A 17,779-nucleotide genomic window follows, 5' to 3' on the forward strand; every position below is an offset into this window, starting at 1 on the left:
CCGTCAGGCGGCGTGGCGGTTTGCGGCCGGGCCGAAGTGGTCGATATAACGCGGGTTGATGGCTTCGACGGGCAATACCACCAGCACGTCCGTGGTGCCGAACTGATGGTCGATCACGGCCCCCTCGCCGATGAAGGCGCCGAGGCGCAGGTAGCCCTTGACCAGCGGCGGCAGTGCATGCAGCGCGGCCTTGGGATCGACGGCCTCCTTGGGCAAGCGGTCCATGGCGACGCCGCGGCCGGCGAGCGCATGGGCCCGCCAGTTCTCGGGCGCGCGGGCGAAATGGTGCAGGAAGCTGAGCTGCAGAGCCATCTGATCCGGGTTGGTACCCTCCAGGCTGGCGCAGCCCAGCATCACGTCGATGCGGTGGTGCAGCACGTAGGTCCAGATGCCGTGCCACAGCAGTTCGACGGTGCGCTTGTTGCGATAGGGCTTCAGCACGCAGGAACGGCCGAGCTCCAGGAAGCGCTTGCCGGGATTGGTGTCGATCAGCGGCTGGATGTCGAACTCGCCGGCCGTGTAGAAGCCCCAGTGCCGGTCGGCCACGTCCTGTCGAAGCAGGCGATAGGTGCCGACCACCTGCGGCCTGGGGGTGCGGAAGGCCTTCTTGGGCACGTCGTAATCGAGCACCAGCAGATGGTCGCAGATGGCGTCGTACTCGTCGATGTCGCGCCGCGACAGCATGGATGTCGCGTTCGGCAGCGCCGACATCTCCTCGTAGAAGACGCGGAAGCGCAGCCGTTGCGCCTGCTTGATCTCCTTGCGGGTGCGGGCGAGACGCACCTCGAGGGAGCCGATTCGTCCGAGGATGGTCGGCAAACCGCCGGCATCGGCCGGGGCCGGGGTGCGGAACGGCAGCAGCGCGTTTGCGGTGGCGGTTCCCCAGTTGCTGGGGCGCAGCATGTTCGTGAAACCGCGTGGCGCGACCCGGATGACGTCGGGCTGCGCGGCCCCTTGCGAGGTCTTCACCTGTGTCGGATCGTAAACCATGTGCCCCAGACCGTCTGCCCCGAAGGCGGCATCGGCAAACCGGCGCGCCGGTTTGCCGACGCAGCCAATCCGCCGCATTTCTTAACGGAACCATAAGCCTCGGAAAGTTTTGTGACAACGACGAGATGGGGCGATGAGCTCAGGCCCGAGCCACGCCGGCAGTACCGGCGCCATCAACAAGTTCTTGAATCTTCTGACGTTCAAACGGTTTGGCAAGAAAATCGTCGGCCCCGGCCGCCAGGGCCGCCGCGCGGTCCTCGGCGAAGGCGTTTGCCGTCAACATGACGATTCGCGCATGCACCGGGCGCGGATGGGCGGCCTCGGCAGCGCGGATGCGGCGCACCGCCTCGAGACCGTCCATTTCTGGCATGCGCGCGTCCATCAGCACGAGGTCGAACGGTTCCTCGTGGCCGGCAAGTACCCGCCGCACGGCCGCGACGGCCTTGACACCGTCACGCACCCAAAGCGTCTCGGCCCCCGCCGCTTCGAGGAGCTTGAGGGCGAGCAGCGCGTTGATCTCGTTGTCCTCGGCCAGGAGGACGCGCCGGCGGCGCGGCTCGTGTCCGCCCGGCGGCGGCAGGGCCTGGGCCTGCGCCGAATGGATCTGCTGCGGCGGCAGCGCAGTGGGCTCGTGCGCGATCTGTTGCATCAGGGACAGGGCGCGCACCGGTTTCACCAGATAGCCGTCGAAGCCGGCGGCAGCCGGCGGGCCGAACTCGCGCCGCTCGAAGGGCGAGAGGAGGACGAGGCTGCGCCGCACGCCGGAACGCCGGGCGAGGGCGGCGAGGCGGCGCGCCGCCTCTTCGCCAAGTGCGCAGTCGGTGAGGACGACGTCATAGCTGCCGGCTGTCATCGCCGCGCTCGCGGCTTCTTCGCTTTCGCAGATCTCGGCGCTCGCCCCGGCCGCGGTGAGCCGACGGGCGATGAAGGGCGCCTCGAAGGGCGAGTGGGCGATGATGAGCACGCGCTTGCCGGAAAGATCGACCTTGGTCGGCGGCGGCAGCGCGGTGCGGCTGTCGCCGCCGACACTCGCGAGAGCGATAGTGAAGCGAAAGGTGGCGCCGCGGCCCTCCTCGCTCTCGACGGTGATGGTGCCGCCCATGCGCTCGACGATGTGCCGGCAGATGGCGAGGCCGAGGCCGGTGCCGCCATGGCGGCGGCTCGCCGTGTCGTCCACCTGCTCGAACTCGCGGAAGACGGCGTCCTGGCGGCTCTTGGGGATGCCGGGACCGGTGTCGGCGACGCTGAAGGCAATGAGTCCGTCGGACTCGACCTCGATGCTGACTCCGACGCCACCCTGGTCGGTGAACTTCACCGCATTGCCGGCGAGGTTCATCAGCACCTGGCGCAGGCGATCGCGGTCGCCCATGACGAGCGACGGTAGGTCGGGTGCAACGAAGCTCGCGATCTCGATACCCTTGCCCTGAGCCCGCGGGGCCAGAAGCTCGACGACGTTCTCGACAAGGCTGCGCAGGTCGAACGGCTCCTGCACGAGGGCGATCTTGCCGGCCTCGATCTTGGAGAAGTCGAGGATGTCGTCGATGAGCGACAGCAGCACCTCGCCGGAGGTCTTGACGGCGCGCACATAGGTCGCTTGCTCGGGATCGAGGCGCGTGTCGGCGAGCAGATCGGCCATGCCGAGAATGCCGTTGAGCGGCGTGCGCACCTCGTGGCTGACGGTGGCGAGGAAGCGGGACTTGGCCTCGCTCGCCGCCTCGGCGCGGTGGCGTGCGTCGAGCAGGTCGTGTTCGGCCGCGACGCGGCTCGTCACGTCGCGGCCGACGCGCTGGCGCTCGGCGCCGCTGTCGCCGATGGCGAGGGTCTCAATCCACGAGATCCAGACGATGCCGCTGCCGAACTCGATGGCCTCGTCGAAGATGCGCGCACCTGTCGTCGACAGGCGTACGTCGCTGATCTCGCGCACCACCGGTTGCCAGTGGCTGCCGATGAGTTCCTCGCGCGCCCGGCCGGCGAGGCGGGCGAAGGCGTCGTTGCAGTAGATGATGCGCCCGTCCTGGGCGCGGCGCACGATGACGTCGCCCTGGGCTTCGACCAGGCTGCGATAATGCTCGCGGCTTTCGGACAGTTCCCATACCGAATCGTGCAGCGTCTCGATCTCCGCTTCGAGCCGGTCGATCTGGGAAAGAAGCGTCCGCCGACGCCGGGCGATGAGCCAAACCACGGTCGCGACAGCGATCAGCGCGGCAGCGCCGGTCACGAGGTCATGAGAGGTGGTCAGAAGGTCCATCCGGCAGATCAGCTCAGCTTTTCGTTGCTGCGCAAACTCCCATGGAGGCGTTGAGATTGCGTTGGCAGGCGTGCTGAATCGCCCGTTAAGCCGTTCAGGCTGGTACGGCGAGCCGTTCGAGCGTCGTGCGGAAGGACAGCGCTTCGGCGAGATGCAGGCGCCCGACCCGTTCCTCGCCGTCGAGATCGGCGAGGGTGCGCGCCACCTTCAGCACTCGGTGATAGCCGCGGGCTGTGAGGCGCATGGCGTCGGCCGCTTCGCGAATGAGGGCAAGGCCGGCATCGTCCGGCCGCGCCACCTCCTCGAGCACTGGCACGGGGCAGCGGGCATTGGTGGTGACCTCGGCGAGGCCGAGCGCGCCATAGCGGGCGCTCTGCACGGCACGGGCGCGCGCGACACGCTGCGCCACCTCCGCCGAGCCCTCGGTCGGGGGCGGCAGGATGAGATCCGCCGCCGTGACGGCCGGCACCTCGATGACGAGGTCGATGCGGTCGATCAGCGGACCGGACAGCCGCGCCTGGTACTGCGCCATGCAGCGCTCGTTGGGCGAGCGCCGGCAGGCGAAGCCGGGCTCGGTGGCGCGGCCGCAGCGGCAGGGGTTCATGGCGGCGACGAGCTGGAAGCGGGCCGGATAGCTGACACGGTGGTTGGCGCGTGAGATCAGCACCTCGCCGGTTTCCAGCGGCTGGCGCAGGCTGTCGAGCACCTGGGGCTGGAACTCAGGCAATTCGTCGAGGAAGAGCACGCCGTGGTGGGCGAGCGAGACCTCGCCGGGCCGGGCCCTGAGACCGCCGCCCACGAGCGCGGCCATGGAGGCGGAATGATGAGGTGCGCGAAAGGGCCGGCGGTCCGTCAGGGCGCCCTCGGCGAGGAGGCCGGCGACGGACTGGATCATCGACACTTCGAGCAGCTCGGCCGGGGCGAGGGGCGGCAGGATCGAGGGCAGGCGCTGCGCCAGCATCGACTTGCCGGCGCCTGGCGGGCCGTTCATGAGCAGGTTGTGGCCGCCGGCGGCGGCGATTTCCAACGCCCGCTTGGCGCTTTCCTGGCCCTTGATGTCCCTCAGGTCCGACAGGTCGGCGCCGGGGCGCGTCACCGCCGGCGCGGGTCGGGCCATGACCTGCGTGCCCTTGAAGTGGTTGGCGAGCTGGACGAGGGAGCGCGGGGCGAGGATGTCGAGATCGCCGCTCGCCCAGGAGGCCTCTGGGCCACAGGCGGCCGGGCAGATGAGGCCGTGCCCGCGCGCATTGGCGGCGATGGCGGCCGGCAGCACACCGGCGACGGCCGTGACGGACGCATCGAGCGCGAGCTCGCCAAGCACTGTATAGCCGGCAAGGGCATCCGCAGGCACCGCGCCGATGGCGGCCATCACGGCAAGCGCGATGGGCAGGTCGTAGTGCGAGCCCTCCTTGGGCAGGTCCGCCGGGGCGAGATTGACGGTGATGCGCTTGGCCGGCAAAGCGAGCCCCGCCGCCATCAGGGCCGAGCGCACGCGCTCGCGGCTCTCGGCCACCGCCTTGTCGGGCAGGCCGACGATGGTGAAGGCCACATTACCCGGCGCGATCTGCACCTGCACGTCGACGGCGCGTGCCTCGATGCCCTCGAACGCGACCGTCGCGACCCTCGCCACCATGCTCTTTCCCCCGGCCCGGGCGCACCTTAACGGCGATCGCGGTCCCGCTCAAGAACAGGAAGAGAACAAAAGCCGGCGCCATTGCGGCGGGTATCCGCTTTCGGCGGCGGCAGGGCAGGGTTGCAAAGACGTCGCGGGCTTCGCCCGCCCCAACGCGCTATGCCCTTGTCTGGCGGCTGCTGCGCGCCGTCGGGGATGAAGGTCCGGGACATGGAATTCGATGCCGCGCTCCTGGCGCTGCCGGTCAAGATGGTGCTCGTCGCCGCGATCGTTGTCTCGGGCTCGCTCGTGGCGCAGAAGGCGGGGCCCTTCGTCGGCGGCCTGATCGCGACGCTGCCGATCTCCGCCGGCCCGGCCTATGTCGTGCTCGCCATGGACCACGGCCCGGCCTTCATCGCCGAAAGCGCGGTCGGCAGCGTCAGCATCAACGCCGTCACGGTGATCTTCGCCATGACCTATGCGGTGCTCGCCCGGCGTGGCGCGGGCGGGCTCGGCAGCATCGCCGGAGCGATCGGCGTGTGGCTCCTCGCCGCCCTCGCCATCCGCACGATGACGCCGCCGCTGTGGTTCGGCCTGCTTGTCAATGCCGCGGCCCTTGCCGTGGGGGTGCCGCTGGCGCGGCGCTTCTCGCGGGTCGTGATTCCGGCCTCGGATGGTCCCCGTCCGGTCGACCTGATGCTGCGCGCGCTCGCCGTCGCGACGCTCGTGGGCGTTCTCAGCGTCGTCAGCTGGCATATCGGGGCGGTCGCCTCGGGCATTCTCGCCCTCTTCCCCATCGTCATCTCGAGTATTCTCGTTGTGACTCACCGGGCCATCGGCGGGCCGGCGGCCGGTGCCGTCGCGGCGAGCAGCGTCTATGGCCTCGCGGGCTTTGCGGCCGCGCTGACGGCGGTTCACCTCGCCGCCATTCCCCTGGGGTCGGCCGCCGCGCTGCTGATCGGCCTTGCCATCTGCGTCATGTGGAACGGCATGCTCTTCACGCTGCGGCTGAGGCGGCTGCGCCGGGTCGCGGCAGCGGCCTGACTAGTGACGGTCGCGTTCGGCCCGCAGAGCCTTGAGGCCGTAGAGCGCCTCGAGCGCCTCGCGGGGTGACATCTCGTCCGGATCGATGCCGTCGAGTGCTTCGCCAAGCGCGTCTTTCTGCGGTGCCGCGGCGGCAGGGCGCGGCGGCATCGCGGCGAAGAGCGGCAGGTCGTCGACGAGGGTGGCGACGGGCTTTTCCCGTTCGGTCTTCTCCAGCTCATCGAGGATGGCGCGGGCGCGAGCGATGACCGGGGGCGGCAGGCCGGCGAGCTTGGCCACCTGGATGCCGTAGGAGCGGTCGGCTGCACCGGGGACGACCTCGTGCAGGAAGACGACGTCGCCTTTCCATTCGCTTACCCGCACGGTCGCGTTCTCCACACGGGGCATACGTTCGGCAAGGGCGGTGAGCTCATGATAGTGGGTGGCAAACAGCGACCGGCAGCGGTTGACCTCGTGCAGGTGCTCGATCGCCGCCCAGGCGATGGACAGACCGTCGAAGGTCGCGGTGCCGCGGCCGATCTCGTCGAGGATGACGAGCGCACGCTCGCCCGCCTGGTTGAGGATGGCCGCGGTCTCGATCATCTCGACCATGAAGGTCGAGCGGCCGCGGGCGAGGTCGTCGGCGGCGCCGACGCGCGAGAACAGCTTGTCGACGATGCCGATATGGGCCCGCGCCGCCGGCACGAAGGCACCCATCTGGGCGAGCACGACGATGAGAGCGTTCTGGCGCAGGAAGGTCGACTTGCCGGCCATGTTGGGGCCGGTGACGAGGGTGATGCGGCCGGCCTTCTCGCCCTCGGGCGGCGAAAGCGCGCAGTCGTTGGCGACGAAGGTCTGGCCCGCGCGCTTCAGCGCCGCCTCGACTACCGGATGGCGCCCGGCGGCGATGGAGAAGGCGAGGCTGTCGTCGACGGTGGGGCGCGTCCAGCCGAGGTCGTCGGCAAGAAGCGCGAGCGCCGCCGTGACATCGACGACGGAGAGCGCCTCGGCAGCACGCTTGATGGCCTCGCCCGCCCCGATCACGGCATCGCCGAGCCGCTCGAAGACGGCAAGCTCGATGCCGAGCGCGCGTTCCGCCGCCGAGGCGATGCGGGCCTCAAGCTCGCCGAGCTCGGTCGTGGAGAAACGCATGGCCCCCGCCATGGTCTGGCGGTGCACAAAGGTCGCGTTGTGCGGCGGCTTGACGAGGTCCTCGCCGATGGCGGGTGGCACCTCGACGAAATAGCCGATGACATTGTTGTGTTTGACCTTCAGCGTCCGGCAGCCGGTCTCGTTGACGTAGCGGGCCTGCAGCGCGGCGATAAAGCGGCGCGAATCGACCTGCAGCACGCGCGCCTCGTCCAGCGTCCCGTCGTAGCCCTCGCGCACGAAGCCGCCGTCGCGCTTCAGGAGCGGCAGTTCATCGGCGAGGGCGGCGGAGAGGTTTTCGGCGAGGCCCGGCGCGACGCCACGCATCGCTTCGGCAGCGGCCGCCAATTCCGGAGGTGGGGCGGCGCTGGCGAGGAGGGACGCGACCGCTTCCGCCGCCGCGAGCCCGTCGCGCACGGCGGCGAGGTCGCGCGGGCCGCCGCGGCCGAGCGTCAGGCGCGACAGGGCACGGGCGATGTCGGGCACCGCGGAGAGAGCCTGGCGCAGGCGCTCGCGCAGCGGCCGTTCGCCGAGGAGGAAGGCCACGGCGTCGTGACGGGCGCGGATCGCGGCGACGCTCGTCAGCGGGCTCGCGAGACGCTCGGCGAGGAGACGCCCGCCGCCCGGCGTCACCGTGCGGTCGATGGTCGAAACGAGACTGCCGCTCCGTTCGCCCGAGAGGGTGCGCATCAGTTCGAGATTGGCGCGCGTCGCCGCATCGATGGAGAGCGTGCCGGAAACGTCCTCGCGTAGCGGAGGCGACAGCGCAGGGCGGGCGGCAAGCTGCGTGCGCTCGACATAGGCGAGGGCGGCGGCCGCGGCGGCGATCTCGGCGCGCGAGAAGGCGCCGAAGGCGTCGAGGCTGGCGACACCGAAGAAATCCTTCAGCCGCCGCTCGGCGGAGGCCGGATCGAGCCCGTCGCGCGCCAGGGGCGTGACGGCGGCGCGCTGCTCGCGCCACAGATCGCGCAGCGCAGGTTCGTCGTAGATCGTGTCCGGCACCACGATCTCGCGCGGGTCGAGCCGCGCGATCTCGGCCGACAGCCCGGCGGCGGCCGTCTCCGTCACGGTGAAGCGGCCGGTGGAGATGTCGATGGCGGCGAGGCCGTAGGCATAGCTGTCCTCGCCGGTGCGGCGGCGGGCGAGCGCGACGAGGAGGTTGGCCCGCGCCGGGTCGAGCAGGCTGTCCTCGGTGATCGTGCCGGGCGTGACGAGGCGCACGACGCCGCGCTGCACGATGGACTTGCCGCCGCGCTTCTTCGCCTCGGCGGGGTCTTCCGTCTGCTCGCAGACGGCGACGCGGTGGCCGGCGGCGATGAGGCGCTGCAGGTAGTCCTCGGCGCGCTCCACCGGCACGCCGCACATGGGGATGTCCTCGCCGAGGTGCTTGCCGCGCTTGGTGAGCACGATGCCAAGGGTGCGCGAGGCGATCTCGGCATCCTCGAAGAACAGCTCGTAGAAATCGCCCATCCGGTAGAAGAGGAGACAGTCCGCGTGCGCCGCCTTGATTTCCACATACTGCGCCATCATCGGCGTCATGCGCTGGGGCTCGGCCTCGGAGCGCGCGGCCTTGTGCGTGGCGGCAGGCGCGGCGGCGCTGCCGCCGGTCTCCTCCAGATCGTCCTTCGCAGCGCTGACTTCCCGGCTCATGGGCGGGGACGCTAGCAGAGCCTTACGGGCGTTTCATCCACCGTTGCATGGATGTTTTGCAGAAATCGTGGAGAACTTCGCTTGAGGGGGATCGCACGACTGCCGTAAGGTCTCGCCCCCGACAGGAAACGCCCGAGACAATAAGACGATGGATACCGCCAAGCGCCGCTCCCGCCCGACCTTCACCGACCAGGAAGCCCTCCAGTTCCATGCGCAGGGGCGGCCCGGCAAGCTGGAAGTGGTGCCCACCAAGCCGATGGCGACCCAGCGCGACCTCTCGCTCGCCTATTCGCCGGGCGTCGCCGTGCCGGTGAAGGCGATCCACGAGGATCCCAGCCTCGCCTACGACTACACGACCAAGGGCAATCTCGTCGCCGTCATCTCCAACGGTACCGCCATCCTCGGCCTCGGCAACCTCGGCGCGCTCGCCTCCAAGCCGGTGATGGAGGGCAAGTCCGTCCTCTTCAAGCGCTTCGCCGACGTCGATTCAATCGACCTCGAGGTCGACACCGAGGATCCAGACGCCTTCATCAACGCGGTGCGCTATCTCGGGCCCTCCTTCGGTGGCATCAATCTTGAGGACATCAAGGCGCCGGACTGCTTCATCATCGAGGAGCGCCTGCGCGAGCTGATGGACATCCCGGTCTTCCACGACGATCAGCACGGCACGGCCATCATCGCCGCGGCGGGGCTCATCAACGCGCTGCACCTGACCGGCCGGGACGTTAAGTCGACGCGGCTCGTGATCAATGGGGCCGGCTCCGCCGGCATCGCCTGCGCGGAACTCATCAAGGCCATGGGCTTCGCGCCCAACAATGTCATCCTGTGCGACACCAAGGGCGCCGTCTACAAGGGCCGCCAGGAGGGCATGAACCAGTGGAAGTCGGCCCATGCCGCCGAGACGAAGGCGCGCAGCCTCGCCGACGCGCTCGACGGCGCCGACGTCGTCTTCGGCCTTTCCGCCAAGGGGGCGCTGACGGCGGAGATGATCGCCTCCATGGCGCCGAACCCCATCATCTTCGCCATGGCGAACCCGGACCCGGAGATCCTGCCGGAGGAGGTCGCGGCCATTCGCGACGACGCCATCATGGCGACGGGCCGCTCGGACTATCCCAACCAGGTCAACAACGTCCTCGGCTTCCCCTACATCTTCCGCGGCGCGCTCGACGTGCAGGCGACGACCATCAACATGGAGATGAAGATCGCCGCGGCCCAGGCGCTCGCCGACCTCGCGCGCGAGGACGTGCCGGACGAGGTGGCGGCCGCCTACCAGGGCGCGCGCCCGCGCTTCGGGCGCGACTACATCATCCCCGTGCCGTTCGATCCGCGCCTCATCCACGTGGTGCCTTCCGCCGTCGCCCGGGCGGCAATGGACACGGGCGTGGCACGGCGACCGATTGTCGACATGCGCGGCTACAAGGCGCAGCTCTCGGCCCGGCGCGATCCGGTGGCGGGCACGCTCAACCGCATCTTCGAGCGCGTCAGGCGCTTTCCAAAGCGCGTCGTCTTCGCCGAGGGCGAGGAGGAGCAGGTCATCCGCGCCGCCGTCTCCTTCGTCAACCAGGGGCTCGGCACGGCCATCCTCGTCGGGCGCGAGGAGCGCGTCTACGAGACGGCGCGGCTCGCGGGCATCGACCTCGAGGCCAAGGACGGCATCGAGGTGCACAACGCCCGCCTGTCGCACCGCAATGCCACCTATGCGCAGTTCCTCTACGACCGGCTGCAGCGCAAGGGCTATCTCTTCCGCGACTGCCAGCGCCTCATCAACCAGGACCGCAACCACTTCGCGGCCGCCATGGTGGCGCTCGGCGACGCCGACGCGATGGTGACGGGCACGACGCGCAACTATTCGATCGCGCTCGAGGACGTGCGCCGCGTCATCGACGTGAAGCCGGGCCACCGGGTCATCGGCGTCTCCATCGTGCTGGCGCGCGGGCGCACCGTCCTCGTCGCCGACACGGCCATCACGGAGATGCCGGGCGCGAAGGATCTCGCGGAGATCGCGGTGGAGGCCGCGGGCGTCGCCCGCCGTCTCGGCTACGAGCCGCGGGTCGCCATGCTCGCCTTTTCCACCTTCGGCCATCCGACGGGCGAGCGCTCCGAGCGCGTGCAGGAGGCGGTGCGCATCCTCGACGGGCGGCGCTGCGACTTCGAGTACGACGGCGAGATGGCGGCGGATGTCGCGCTCAACCGCGACGTGATGAGCGTCTATCCCTTCTGCCGCCTGTCAGGGCCGGCGAACGTGCTCGTCATGCCGGCTTTCCACTCGGCCTCGATCTCGACGAAGATGCTGCAGGAACTCGGCGGCTCCACAGTCATCGGCCCGCTCATCGTCGGGCTCGACAAGCCGGTACAGATCGTACCGCTCGGCGCCAAGGACAGCGACATCGTCAACATGGCGGCGCTCGCAGCCTTCAACGTCGGCGGCTGAGGGGCAGGGGCGCCCTACAGGACGAGATCCCAGGTCTCGCCGACGAGATCCTGCCCGAGGCTCTCGGGCGGCTCGGAGGCGACGAGGCGGTCGTGGGGCGCAGCCCAGTGGCGGTCGTCGCCGCGGAGAGCGGGATTGGCGTCAGCGGAGCGGACTTGCCTCTAGGCTGTGTTGACAAAGAGAGGCCGAGCAGCTTTCGGGTGGCACGGGCCGGCGCGATGCCTATGCTTGCCGCCGGAGGATTTGCCGGACCATGCTGGACAGCGCGATCAAGACCCTGCCCGCCGTCGACGACCTGCCCGTCACGGAGGGTGCGGCTACGGCCGCCGGCGACTATGAGCGCGTGCGGCGCATCATCGCCTTCATCTCCGAGCGCTGGCGCAGCCAGCCCTCGCTCGACGACATGGCCGCCCATGCAGGCCTGACGACGACGCAGGTGCACAATCTCTTCCGGCGCTGGTGCGGCCTCTCCCCCAAAGCCTTCCTGCAGGCGATCACGCTCGACCACGCGCGGGCCCTGCTCGATGCCTCCGCAAGCGTACTCGAAACGGCCTACGAAGTGGGACTGTCGGGCCCTGGTCGCCTGCACGATCTCTTCGTCACCCACGAGGCGATGACGCCGGGTGCCTACAAGGCCGGCGGCGCGGGCCTCGTCATGTCCTACGGCTTCCACCCCTCGCCCTTCGGCGAGGCCATCCTCGTCGCCACGGACCGCGGCCTCGCCGGCCTTGGCTTCGTTGACGGGGGCGACCGCGAGGCCGCGCTCGCCGACATGCGCCGGCGCTGGCCTCGGGCGCATTACGTGGAAGACACCTCCGTGACCAGGCCGCTCGCCGCGCGCATCTTCGATCCCGCCATGTGGCGGGCCGACCGGCCGCTCAAGGTCGTCCTCATCGGCACGGACTTCGAGGTGCGCGTGTGGCGCACCCTGCTCAAGGTACCGCTCGGCCGCGCCACCACCTATTCGCAGGTTGCAGAGCACATCGGCAAGCCGAGCGCGGCTCGCGCCGTCGGCGCTGCCGTCGGCAAGAATCCCATCTCCTTCGTCGTACCATGCCACCGTGTGCTCGGCCGTTCGGGCGCCCTCACCGGCTATCACTGGGGCCTTACGCGCAAGCAGGCCATCCTCGGCTGGGAGGCCGGACGGGCAGGCGGCTGAAGCCGCCTCCCGTTCAGGGCAAGCCGCGGGCAGGTGCGGTCGCAAGCCTTGCGAAGCGCCACCCCCGCATCCATCTCATGGCAGAAGACACCGCCGCCGGGCGCATGTGACAGTCGCCTTGCCTGCCGCAGGGCCTGTCCTTATATACGCGCCCGACGTGCGGATTGTCGGTTAGGGGCGCAGCGCGACAGCCAAGGCCGCGATGTGCCTGAGTTTGGTTAGAGTCAAGCCATGGGCCGGATCGCTTCGGGATCCGGCACGGCGGTCTGCTTGAAAGTGAGGGATCACATCCATGGGTAAGGTTATCGGTATCGACCTCGGCACCACCAATTCTTGCGTCGCTGTGATGGAAGGCACGACGCCCAAGGTGATCGAGAACGCGGAAGGCGCCCGCACGACGCCCTCCATCGTCGCCTTCACCGACGACGGCGAGCGCCTCGTCGGCCAGCCGGCCAAACGCCAGGCGGTGACGAACCCCGAGCGCACCTTCTTCGCCATCAAGCGCCTCATCGGCCGCACCTTCGACGACCCGATGACGAAGAAGGACATGGGCCTTGTGCCCTACAAGATCGTCAGGGCGGGCAACGGCGACGCCTGGGTCACGGCCGACGGCAAGGAATATTCGCCGTCGCAGATCTCCGCCTTCACGCTGCAGAAGATGAAGGAGACGGCAGAAGCCTATCTCGGCCAGAAGGTCGAGCAGGCCGTCATCACTGTTCCGGCCTATTTCAACGACGCCCAGCGCCAGGCCACGAAGGACGCCGGCAAGATCGCCGGCCTCGAGGTGCTGCGCATCATCAACGAGCCGACAGCGGCCGCGCTTGCCTACGGCCTCGACAAGAAGTCGAACGGCACGATCGCTGTCTACGACCTCGGCGGCGGCACCTTCGACATCTCGATCCTGGAGATCGGCGACGGCGTCTTCGAGGTGAAGTCGACCAACGGCGACACCTTCCTCGGCGGTGAAGACTTCGATATGCGCCTCGTCGAGTATCTCGCCGACGAGTTCAAGAAGGAGCAGGGTATCGACCTGCGCAAGGACAAGCTCGCCCTGCAGCGCCTCAAGGAGGCCGCCGAAAAGGCGAAGATCGAGCTCTCCTCGGCGCAGCAGACCGAGATCAACCTGCCCTATATCACAGCCGATGCCTCCGGGCCGAAGCATCTGGCGCTGAAGCTGACGCGTGCCAAGTTCGAGGCCCTGGTCGATGATCTCATCCAGCGCACCATCGAGCCGTGCCGCAAGGCGCTGAAGGATGCGGGCCTCTCCGCCGGCGCCATCGACGAGGTTGTCCTCGTCGGCGGCATGACGCGCATGCCCAAGGTGCAGGAGGTCGTGAAGCAGTTCTTCGGCAAGGAGCCGCACAAAGGCGTCAATCCGGACGAGGTGGTGGCCATCGGCGCCGCCATCCAGGCCGGCGTGCTGCAGGGCGACGTCAAGGACGTGCTGCTCCTCGACGTGACCCCGCTGTCGCTCGGCATCGAGACGTTGGGCGGTGTTTTCACGCGCCTCATCGAGCGCAACACGACCATCCCCACCAAGAAGAGCCAGGTGTTCTCCACCGCCGAGGACAACCAGACGGCGGTCACCATCCGCGTCTTCCAGGGCGAGCGCGAGATGGCGGCCGACAATAAGCTGCTCGGCCAGTTCGACCTCGTCGGCCTGCCGCCGGCCCCGCGCGGCGTTCCGCAGGTGGAGGTGACCTTCGACATCGACGCCAACGGCATCGTCAACGTCTCGGCCAAGGACAAGGCGACCGGCAAGGAGCAGGCCATCCGCATCCAGGCCTCGGGTGGCCTGTCGGAGGCGGACATCGAGAAGATGGTGAAGGACGCCGAGGCCCACGCCGCCGAGGACAAGAAGCGGCGCGAGTTGGTCGAGGCGAGGAACCAGGGCGAGAGTCTCATCCACGCCACCGAGAAGTCGCTCAAGGAGCACGGCGACAAGGTGGGGGCTGCCGAGAAGGGCGCCATCGAGGATGCGATCGCCGCCCTCAAGACCGCGCTCGAGGGTGAGGATATCGCCGGCATCCAGGCCAAGACCAACGACCTGATGCAGGCCTCCATGAAGCTCGGCGAGGCCATCTACCAGGCCTCGCAAGGCGGTGAGGCCGGCGCTGAATCCGCCGATGGCGCAGGTCAGGCCAAGGACGACGTGATCGATGCCGACTTCCAGGAAGTCGACGACGACAAGAAGAAGAGCGCGTAACCCGCGCATAACGGGGCCCGGCGCTTGCGCCGGGTCCCCTCGTCATTGCATGTTGAATTCATCTCCCGCGCGCCGGCATGGCGTCCGCATGGAGAAGGCCCAGGGGATCGGCCCGGTTCGATCGTCGAGGACGAGGTCGCATGGCCAAGGCTGACTACTACGAAATACTCGGCGTTGAGCGCGGCGCTTCTGATGGCGAGCTCAAGAGCGCCTTTCGCAAGCTCGCCATGCGCTACCATCCCGACCGCAACCCTGGCGACCATGCCGCTGAAGCGCGCTTCAAGGAAATCAACGAGGCCTACGAGGCCCTGAAGGACCCGCAAAAACGCGCGGCCTATGACCGCTTCGGCCATGCCGCCTTCGAGCAGGGCGGCGGCATGAACGGCGCCCAAGGCTTCGGCGCTGACTTCGCCTCTTCCATGGCGGACATCTTCGACGACCTGTTCGGCGACTTCATGGGCCGCGCAGGCGCCCGCGGCCGCGGTAATGCCGGTGGCGGCCGCGAACGGGGCGCCGATATGCGCTACAACCTCGAGATCACGCTTGAGGACGCCTACAAGGGCAAGACCGCGACGATCACATTGCCGACCTCGATCGTCTGCGAAGCCTGCGACGGCTCGGGCGCCAAGCCCGGCTCGCAGCCGCGCCAATGCCCGACCTGCGGCGGTTACGGCCGCGTCCGCACCTCCCAGGGCTTCTTCGCCATTGAGCGCACCTGCCCAGCCTGCCACGGCCGCGGCGAGATCATCGACGACCCGTGCGCCGCCTGTTCGGGCGCGGGGCGCGTGACGCGCGAGCGCACGCTCTCCGTCAACATCCCTCCGGGCGTCGAGGACGGCACGCGCATCCGCCTTGCCGGCGAAGGCGAGGCGGGCCTGCGCGGCGGACCGAGCGGCGACCTCTACATCTTCCTGTCGTTGAAGCCGCATCCCATCTACCAGCGCGATGGGGCGGACCTGTTCTGTCGTGTGCCGATCTCGATGGTCACGGCCGCGCTCGGCGGGGAATTCGACGTACCGACGGTCGACGGCGGCGAAGCCCGCGTGAAAGTGCCCGAGGGCACCCAGACCGGCAAGCAGTTCCGCCTCAGGGGCAAGGGCATGCCGGTACTGCGCTCGCGTGATTTCGGTGATCTCTACATCCAGGTAGTGGTCGAGACGCCGCAGAAGCTCACCAAGCGCCAGCGCGAGCTGCTCATGGAATTCGAGGAAGAATCCTCGCGCGAGACGCATCCGGAAAGCACCGGCTTCTTCTCGCGCGTCAAGGACTTCTTCGAAGGCTTCGGCGGCGGCGTCAGCGGCAATGCCTGACCGGCAAGGGGCTTGACCGCGCCGGCTGGCTGTTCCAGCTATTGTTCGTCCCGAAAGACCGGAAAGTGTCGATCCGTGATTGAGCTGCGCCGCCGCGAGGAAAAGCCCCCGCTCGAAGACGAAGCCCGCTTCCTCAAGTCCTGGGTCGAGCGCCCGCTCGTCACGGGTGCGGTGAGCCCCTCCGGGCGGATGCTCGCCCGCACCATGGCAAGCTATGTCGACCCGCATCTCGACGGCCCGGTCATCGAGCTCGGCCCGGGCACGGGACCTGTCACCGAGGCGATCATCCGCCGCGGCGTGGCGCCCGAGCGCCTCATCCTCGTCGAGTTCAATCCCGATTTCTGCAAGCTGCTCAGGCGCCGCTTCCCGGCGGCCACCGTCGTCGAGGGCGATGCCTACGGCCTGGCGGAAACCCTCGGCGATAGCGCCGCCCGTCCCGCCGCCGCCGTTGTCTCTAGCCTGCCGCTGTTCACGAAACCCCTGCCCATGCGGGTCGCGCTGCTGAACGACGCCTTCGACCTGATGCGGAGCGGGGCGCCCTTCGTTCAGTTCACCTACGCGGTGGTGCCGCCCATCCCGAAGGACGCCGCGCATTATTCTGTGACTGCCTCCAACCGCGTGTGGTGGAACCTGCCGCCGGCACGCGTATGGGTCTATCGCGCCCGTCGGGCGTAGCGCGTGGCCACGGCCTTCTACCTGACGCATCCTCAGGTCGCCATCGATCCTGTCGTGCCCGTGCCCGAGTGGGGCCTGTCAGACCGCGGCCGCGAGCGCGTACGCGACACCGCCGGCCTTGCCTGGACGCGCCGTATCGGCCGCATCGTCTCCTCCACCGAGCGCAAGGCCGTCGAGACCGCCACGATCCTTGCCGAGCACCTCGGCCTTGCCGTCGAGGTGCGCGAGGCCATGCACGAGAACGACCGCTCGGCCACCGGCTTCCTGCCGCCGCCGGAGTTCGAGGCGACGGCGAATCTCTTCTTCGCTCATCCGGACGAGAGCATCCGCGGCTGGGAACGGGCCCGCGACGCCCAGCGGCGCATCGTCACCGCCGTCGAAGGCGCGCTCAAGGGCGAGGACGGCAGCCGCGATGTCTGCTTCGTCGGCCATGGCGGCGTCGGCACGCTGCTCTACTGCCACCTCGCGGGCGAGGCGATCACACGGCGCTTCGACCAGGCGCCGGGCGGCGGCAATCTCTTCGCCTTCCCGATATTCGCCTTCGACAGCGGGCCGCGGAAGGTGCTACACGGCTGGCGCCCCTTCGACCAGCCGCAAAGGATACGTCCATGCAGACGAACGCTCGCGATCGCCTGATCACCGCGCTCGACGTGCCGAGCGCCGACGAGGCCCTGGCGCTCGTCGACAGGCTCGGCGATGCCGTCAGCTTCTACAAGATCGGCATGGAGCTCGTTTACGGCGGGGGGGGCCTCGCCGTCGCCGAGCGGCTCGTGAAGGCGGGCAAGAAGGTCTTCCTCGACCTCAAGCTGCACGACATCCCCAACACGGTCGAGCGTGCGACGGCCCAGGTGGCACGGCTCGGCGTGCATCTCCTCACCGTCCACGGCTATCCGCAGACGATGCGCGCCGCCCATGCCGGGCGTGCCGGCACGGGTCTGAAGCTCCTCGCCGTGACCGTGATGACCTCCTACGACGACGACGATCTCGTCGCCGCCGGCTATGCTGAGGGCGTCGGGCCGACCGTGCGCCGCCGCGCCGATCAGGCGAAGGACATCGGCATCGACGGCCTCATCATCTCGCCGCACGAAGCGGCCGCCCTGCGTGCCGCCCTCGGCCCGTCCATGCTGCTCGTCACGCCGGGTGTGCGCCCGGCCGGCAGCGCCGTCGGCGACCAGAAGCGCGTGATGACGCCGGGCGAGGCGATCCGCGCCGGGGCCGACCACCTCGTCGTCGGCCGGCCGGTGACGGCCGCGAGCGATCCACGCGCAGCGGCCGAGGCGATCGTCGCCGAGATTTCCGCAAACCTGACCGCCTGAGGGAGGAGAG

Annotated in this window: 12 protein-coding genes; 8 read left to right on the forward strand and 4 right to left on the reverse strand. The window is 69.1% G+C overall.

Translation table 11 applies throughout. The features are described from left to right. Nucleotides 1–3: 3 nt before the first annotated feature. From BOQ54_RS16750 to BOQ54_RS16760, 3 genes are all read right to left on the reverse strand, one after another. A complete protein-coding gene (locus tag BOQ54_RS16750) occupies nt 4–990 on the reverse strand; it encodes a GNAT family N-acetyltransferase (RefSeq protein WP_071924557.1) in 987 nt (328 codons plus the stop codon). Between the two features lie 139 nt (nt 991–1,129). Further along, complete coding sequence (locus BOQ54_RS16755; RefSeq protein WP_071924327.1) at nt 1,130–3,238, reverse strand: ATP-binding protein; 2,109 nt, start codon at nt 3,236–3,238, stop codon at nt 1,130–1,132. A 94-nt stretch (nt 3,239–3,332) separates the two neighbouring features. Next, nucleotides 3,333–4,871: a YifB family Mg chelatase-like AAA ATPase gene (locus BOQ54_RS16760; protein ID WP_071924328.1), complete on the reverse strand. Its 1,539-nt coding sequence runs from the start codon at nt 4,869–4,871 to the stop codon at nt 3,333–3,335. 210 nt (nt 4,872–5,081) lie between these two features. On the opposite strand from BOQ54_RS16760, the gene BOQ54_RS16765 reads away from it, so the two are divergent. After that, nucleotides 5,082–5,894 carry a hypothetical protein gene (locus BOQ54_RS16765; protein WP_071924329.1) on the forward strand — a complete coding sequence of 271 codons (813 nt, stop codon included), beginning with the start codon at nt 5,082–5,084 and terminating at the stop codon, nt 5,892–5,894. On the opposite strand, the gene mutS is transcribed toward BOQ54_RS16765, so the two are convergent. Further along, nucleotides 5,895–8,672, reverse strand: coding sequence for a DNA mismatch repair protein MutS (gene mutS, locus BOQ54_RS16770; RefSeq protein ID WP_071924330.1), 2,778 nt, complete (start codon nt 8,670–8,672; stop codon nt 5,895–5,897). A 148-nt stretch (nt 8,673–8,820) separates the two neighbouring features. Here mutS and BOQ54_RS16775 point away from each other — a divergent pair, with 148 nt between their 5' ends. The 7 genes from BOQ54_RS16775 to pyrF all read left to right on the forward strand — a co-directional run bounded on the left by BOQ54_RS16775 (nt 8,821) and on the right by pyrF (nt 17,769). Then, nucleotides 8,821–11,103 carry an NADP-dependent malic enzyme gene (locus BOQ54_RS16775; protein WP_071924331.1) on the forward strand — a complete coding sequence of 761 codons (2,283 nt, stop codon included), beginning with the start codon at nt 8,821–8,823 and terminating at the stop codon, nt 11,101–11,103. 253 nt (nt 11,104–11,356) lie between these two features. Then, complete coding sequence (locus tag BOQ54_RS16780) at nt 11,357–12,262, forward strand: bifunctional helix-turn-helix domain-containing protein/methylated-DNA--[protein]-cysteine S-methyltransferase (RefSeq protein ID WP_055460748.1); 906 nt, start codon at nt 11,357–11,359, stop codon at nt 12,260–12,262. Nucleotides 12,263–12,554: 292 nt separating this feature from the next. Then, nucleotides 12,555–14,468: a molecular chaperone DnaK gene (dnaK, locus tag BOQ54_RS16785; protein ID WP_055460749.1), complete on the forward strand. Its 1,914-nt coding sequence runs from the start codon at nt 12,555–12,557 to the stop codon at nt 14,466–14,468. 140 nt (nt 14,469–14,608) lie between these two features. Next, nucleotides 14,609–15,778 carry a molecular chaperone DnaJ gene (gene dnaJ / locus BOQ54_RS16790; protein WP_071924332.1) on the forward strand — a complete coding sequence of 390 codons (1,170 nt, stop codon included), beginning with the start codon at nt 14,609–14,611 and terminating at the stop codon, nt 15,776–15,778. A gap of 75 nt (nt 15,779–15,853) precedes the next feature. Then, the gene (locus BOQ54_RS16795) at nt 15,854–16,453 is read left to right on the forward strand and encodes a class I SAM-dependent methyltransferase (protein WP_055460751.1); all 600 of its coding nucleotides are present in this window, start codon (nt 15,854–15,856) and stop codon (nt 16,451–16,453) included. A 3-nt stretch (nt 16,454–16,456) separates the two neighbouring features. Further along, nucleotides 16,457–17,089, forward strand: coding sequence for a histidine phosphatase family protein (locus tag BOQ54_RS16800; protein WP_071924333.1), 633 nt, complete (start codon nt 16,457–16,459; stop codon nt 17,087–17,089). Continuing rightward, on the forward strand, nt 17,062–17,769 hold the full coding sequence (gene pyrF / locus BOQ54_RS16805) for an orotidine-5'-phosphate decarboxylase (protein ID WP_055460753.1): 708 nt from the start codon (nt 17,062–17,064) through the stop codon (nt 17,767–17,769). The genes BOQ54_RS16800 and pyrF overlap by 28 nt, the downstream gene beginning before the upstream one ends. Nucleotides 17,770–17,779 lie beyond the last annotated feature (10 nt).

Source organism: Chelatococcus daeguensis (assembly GCF_001887265.1).
In the GTDB taxonomy this organism is placed as follows: Bacteria; Pseudomonadota; Alphaproteobacteria; order Rhizobiales; family Beijerinckiaceae; genus Chelatococcus_A; species Chelatococcus_A sambhunathii.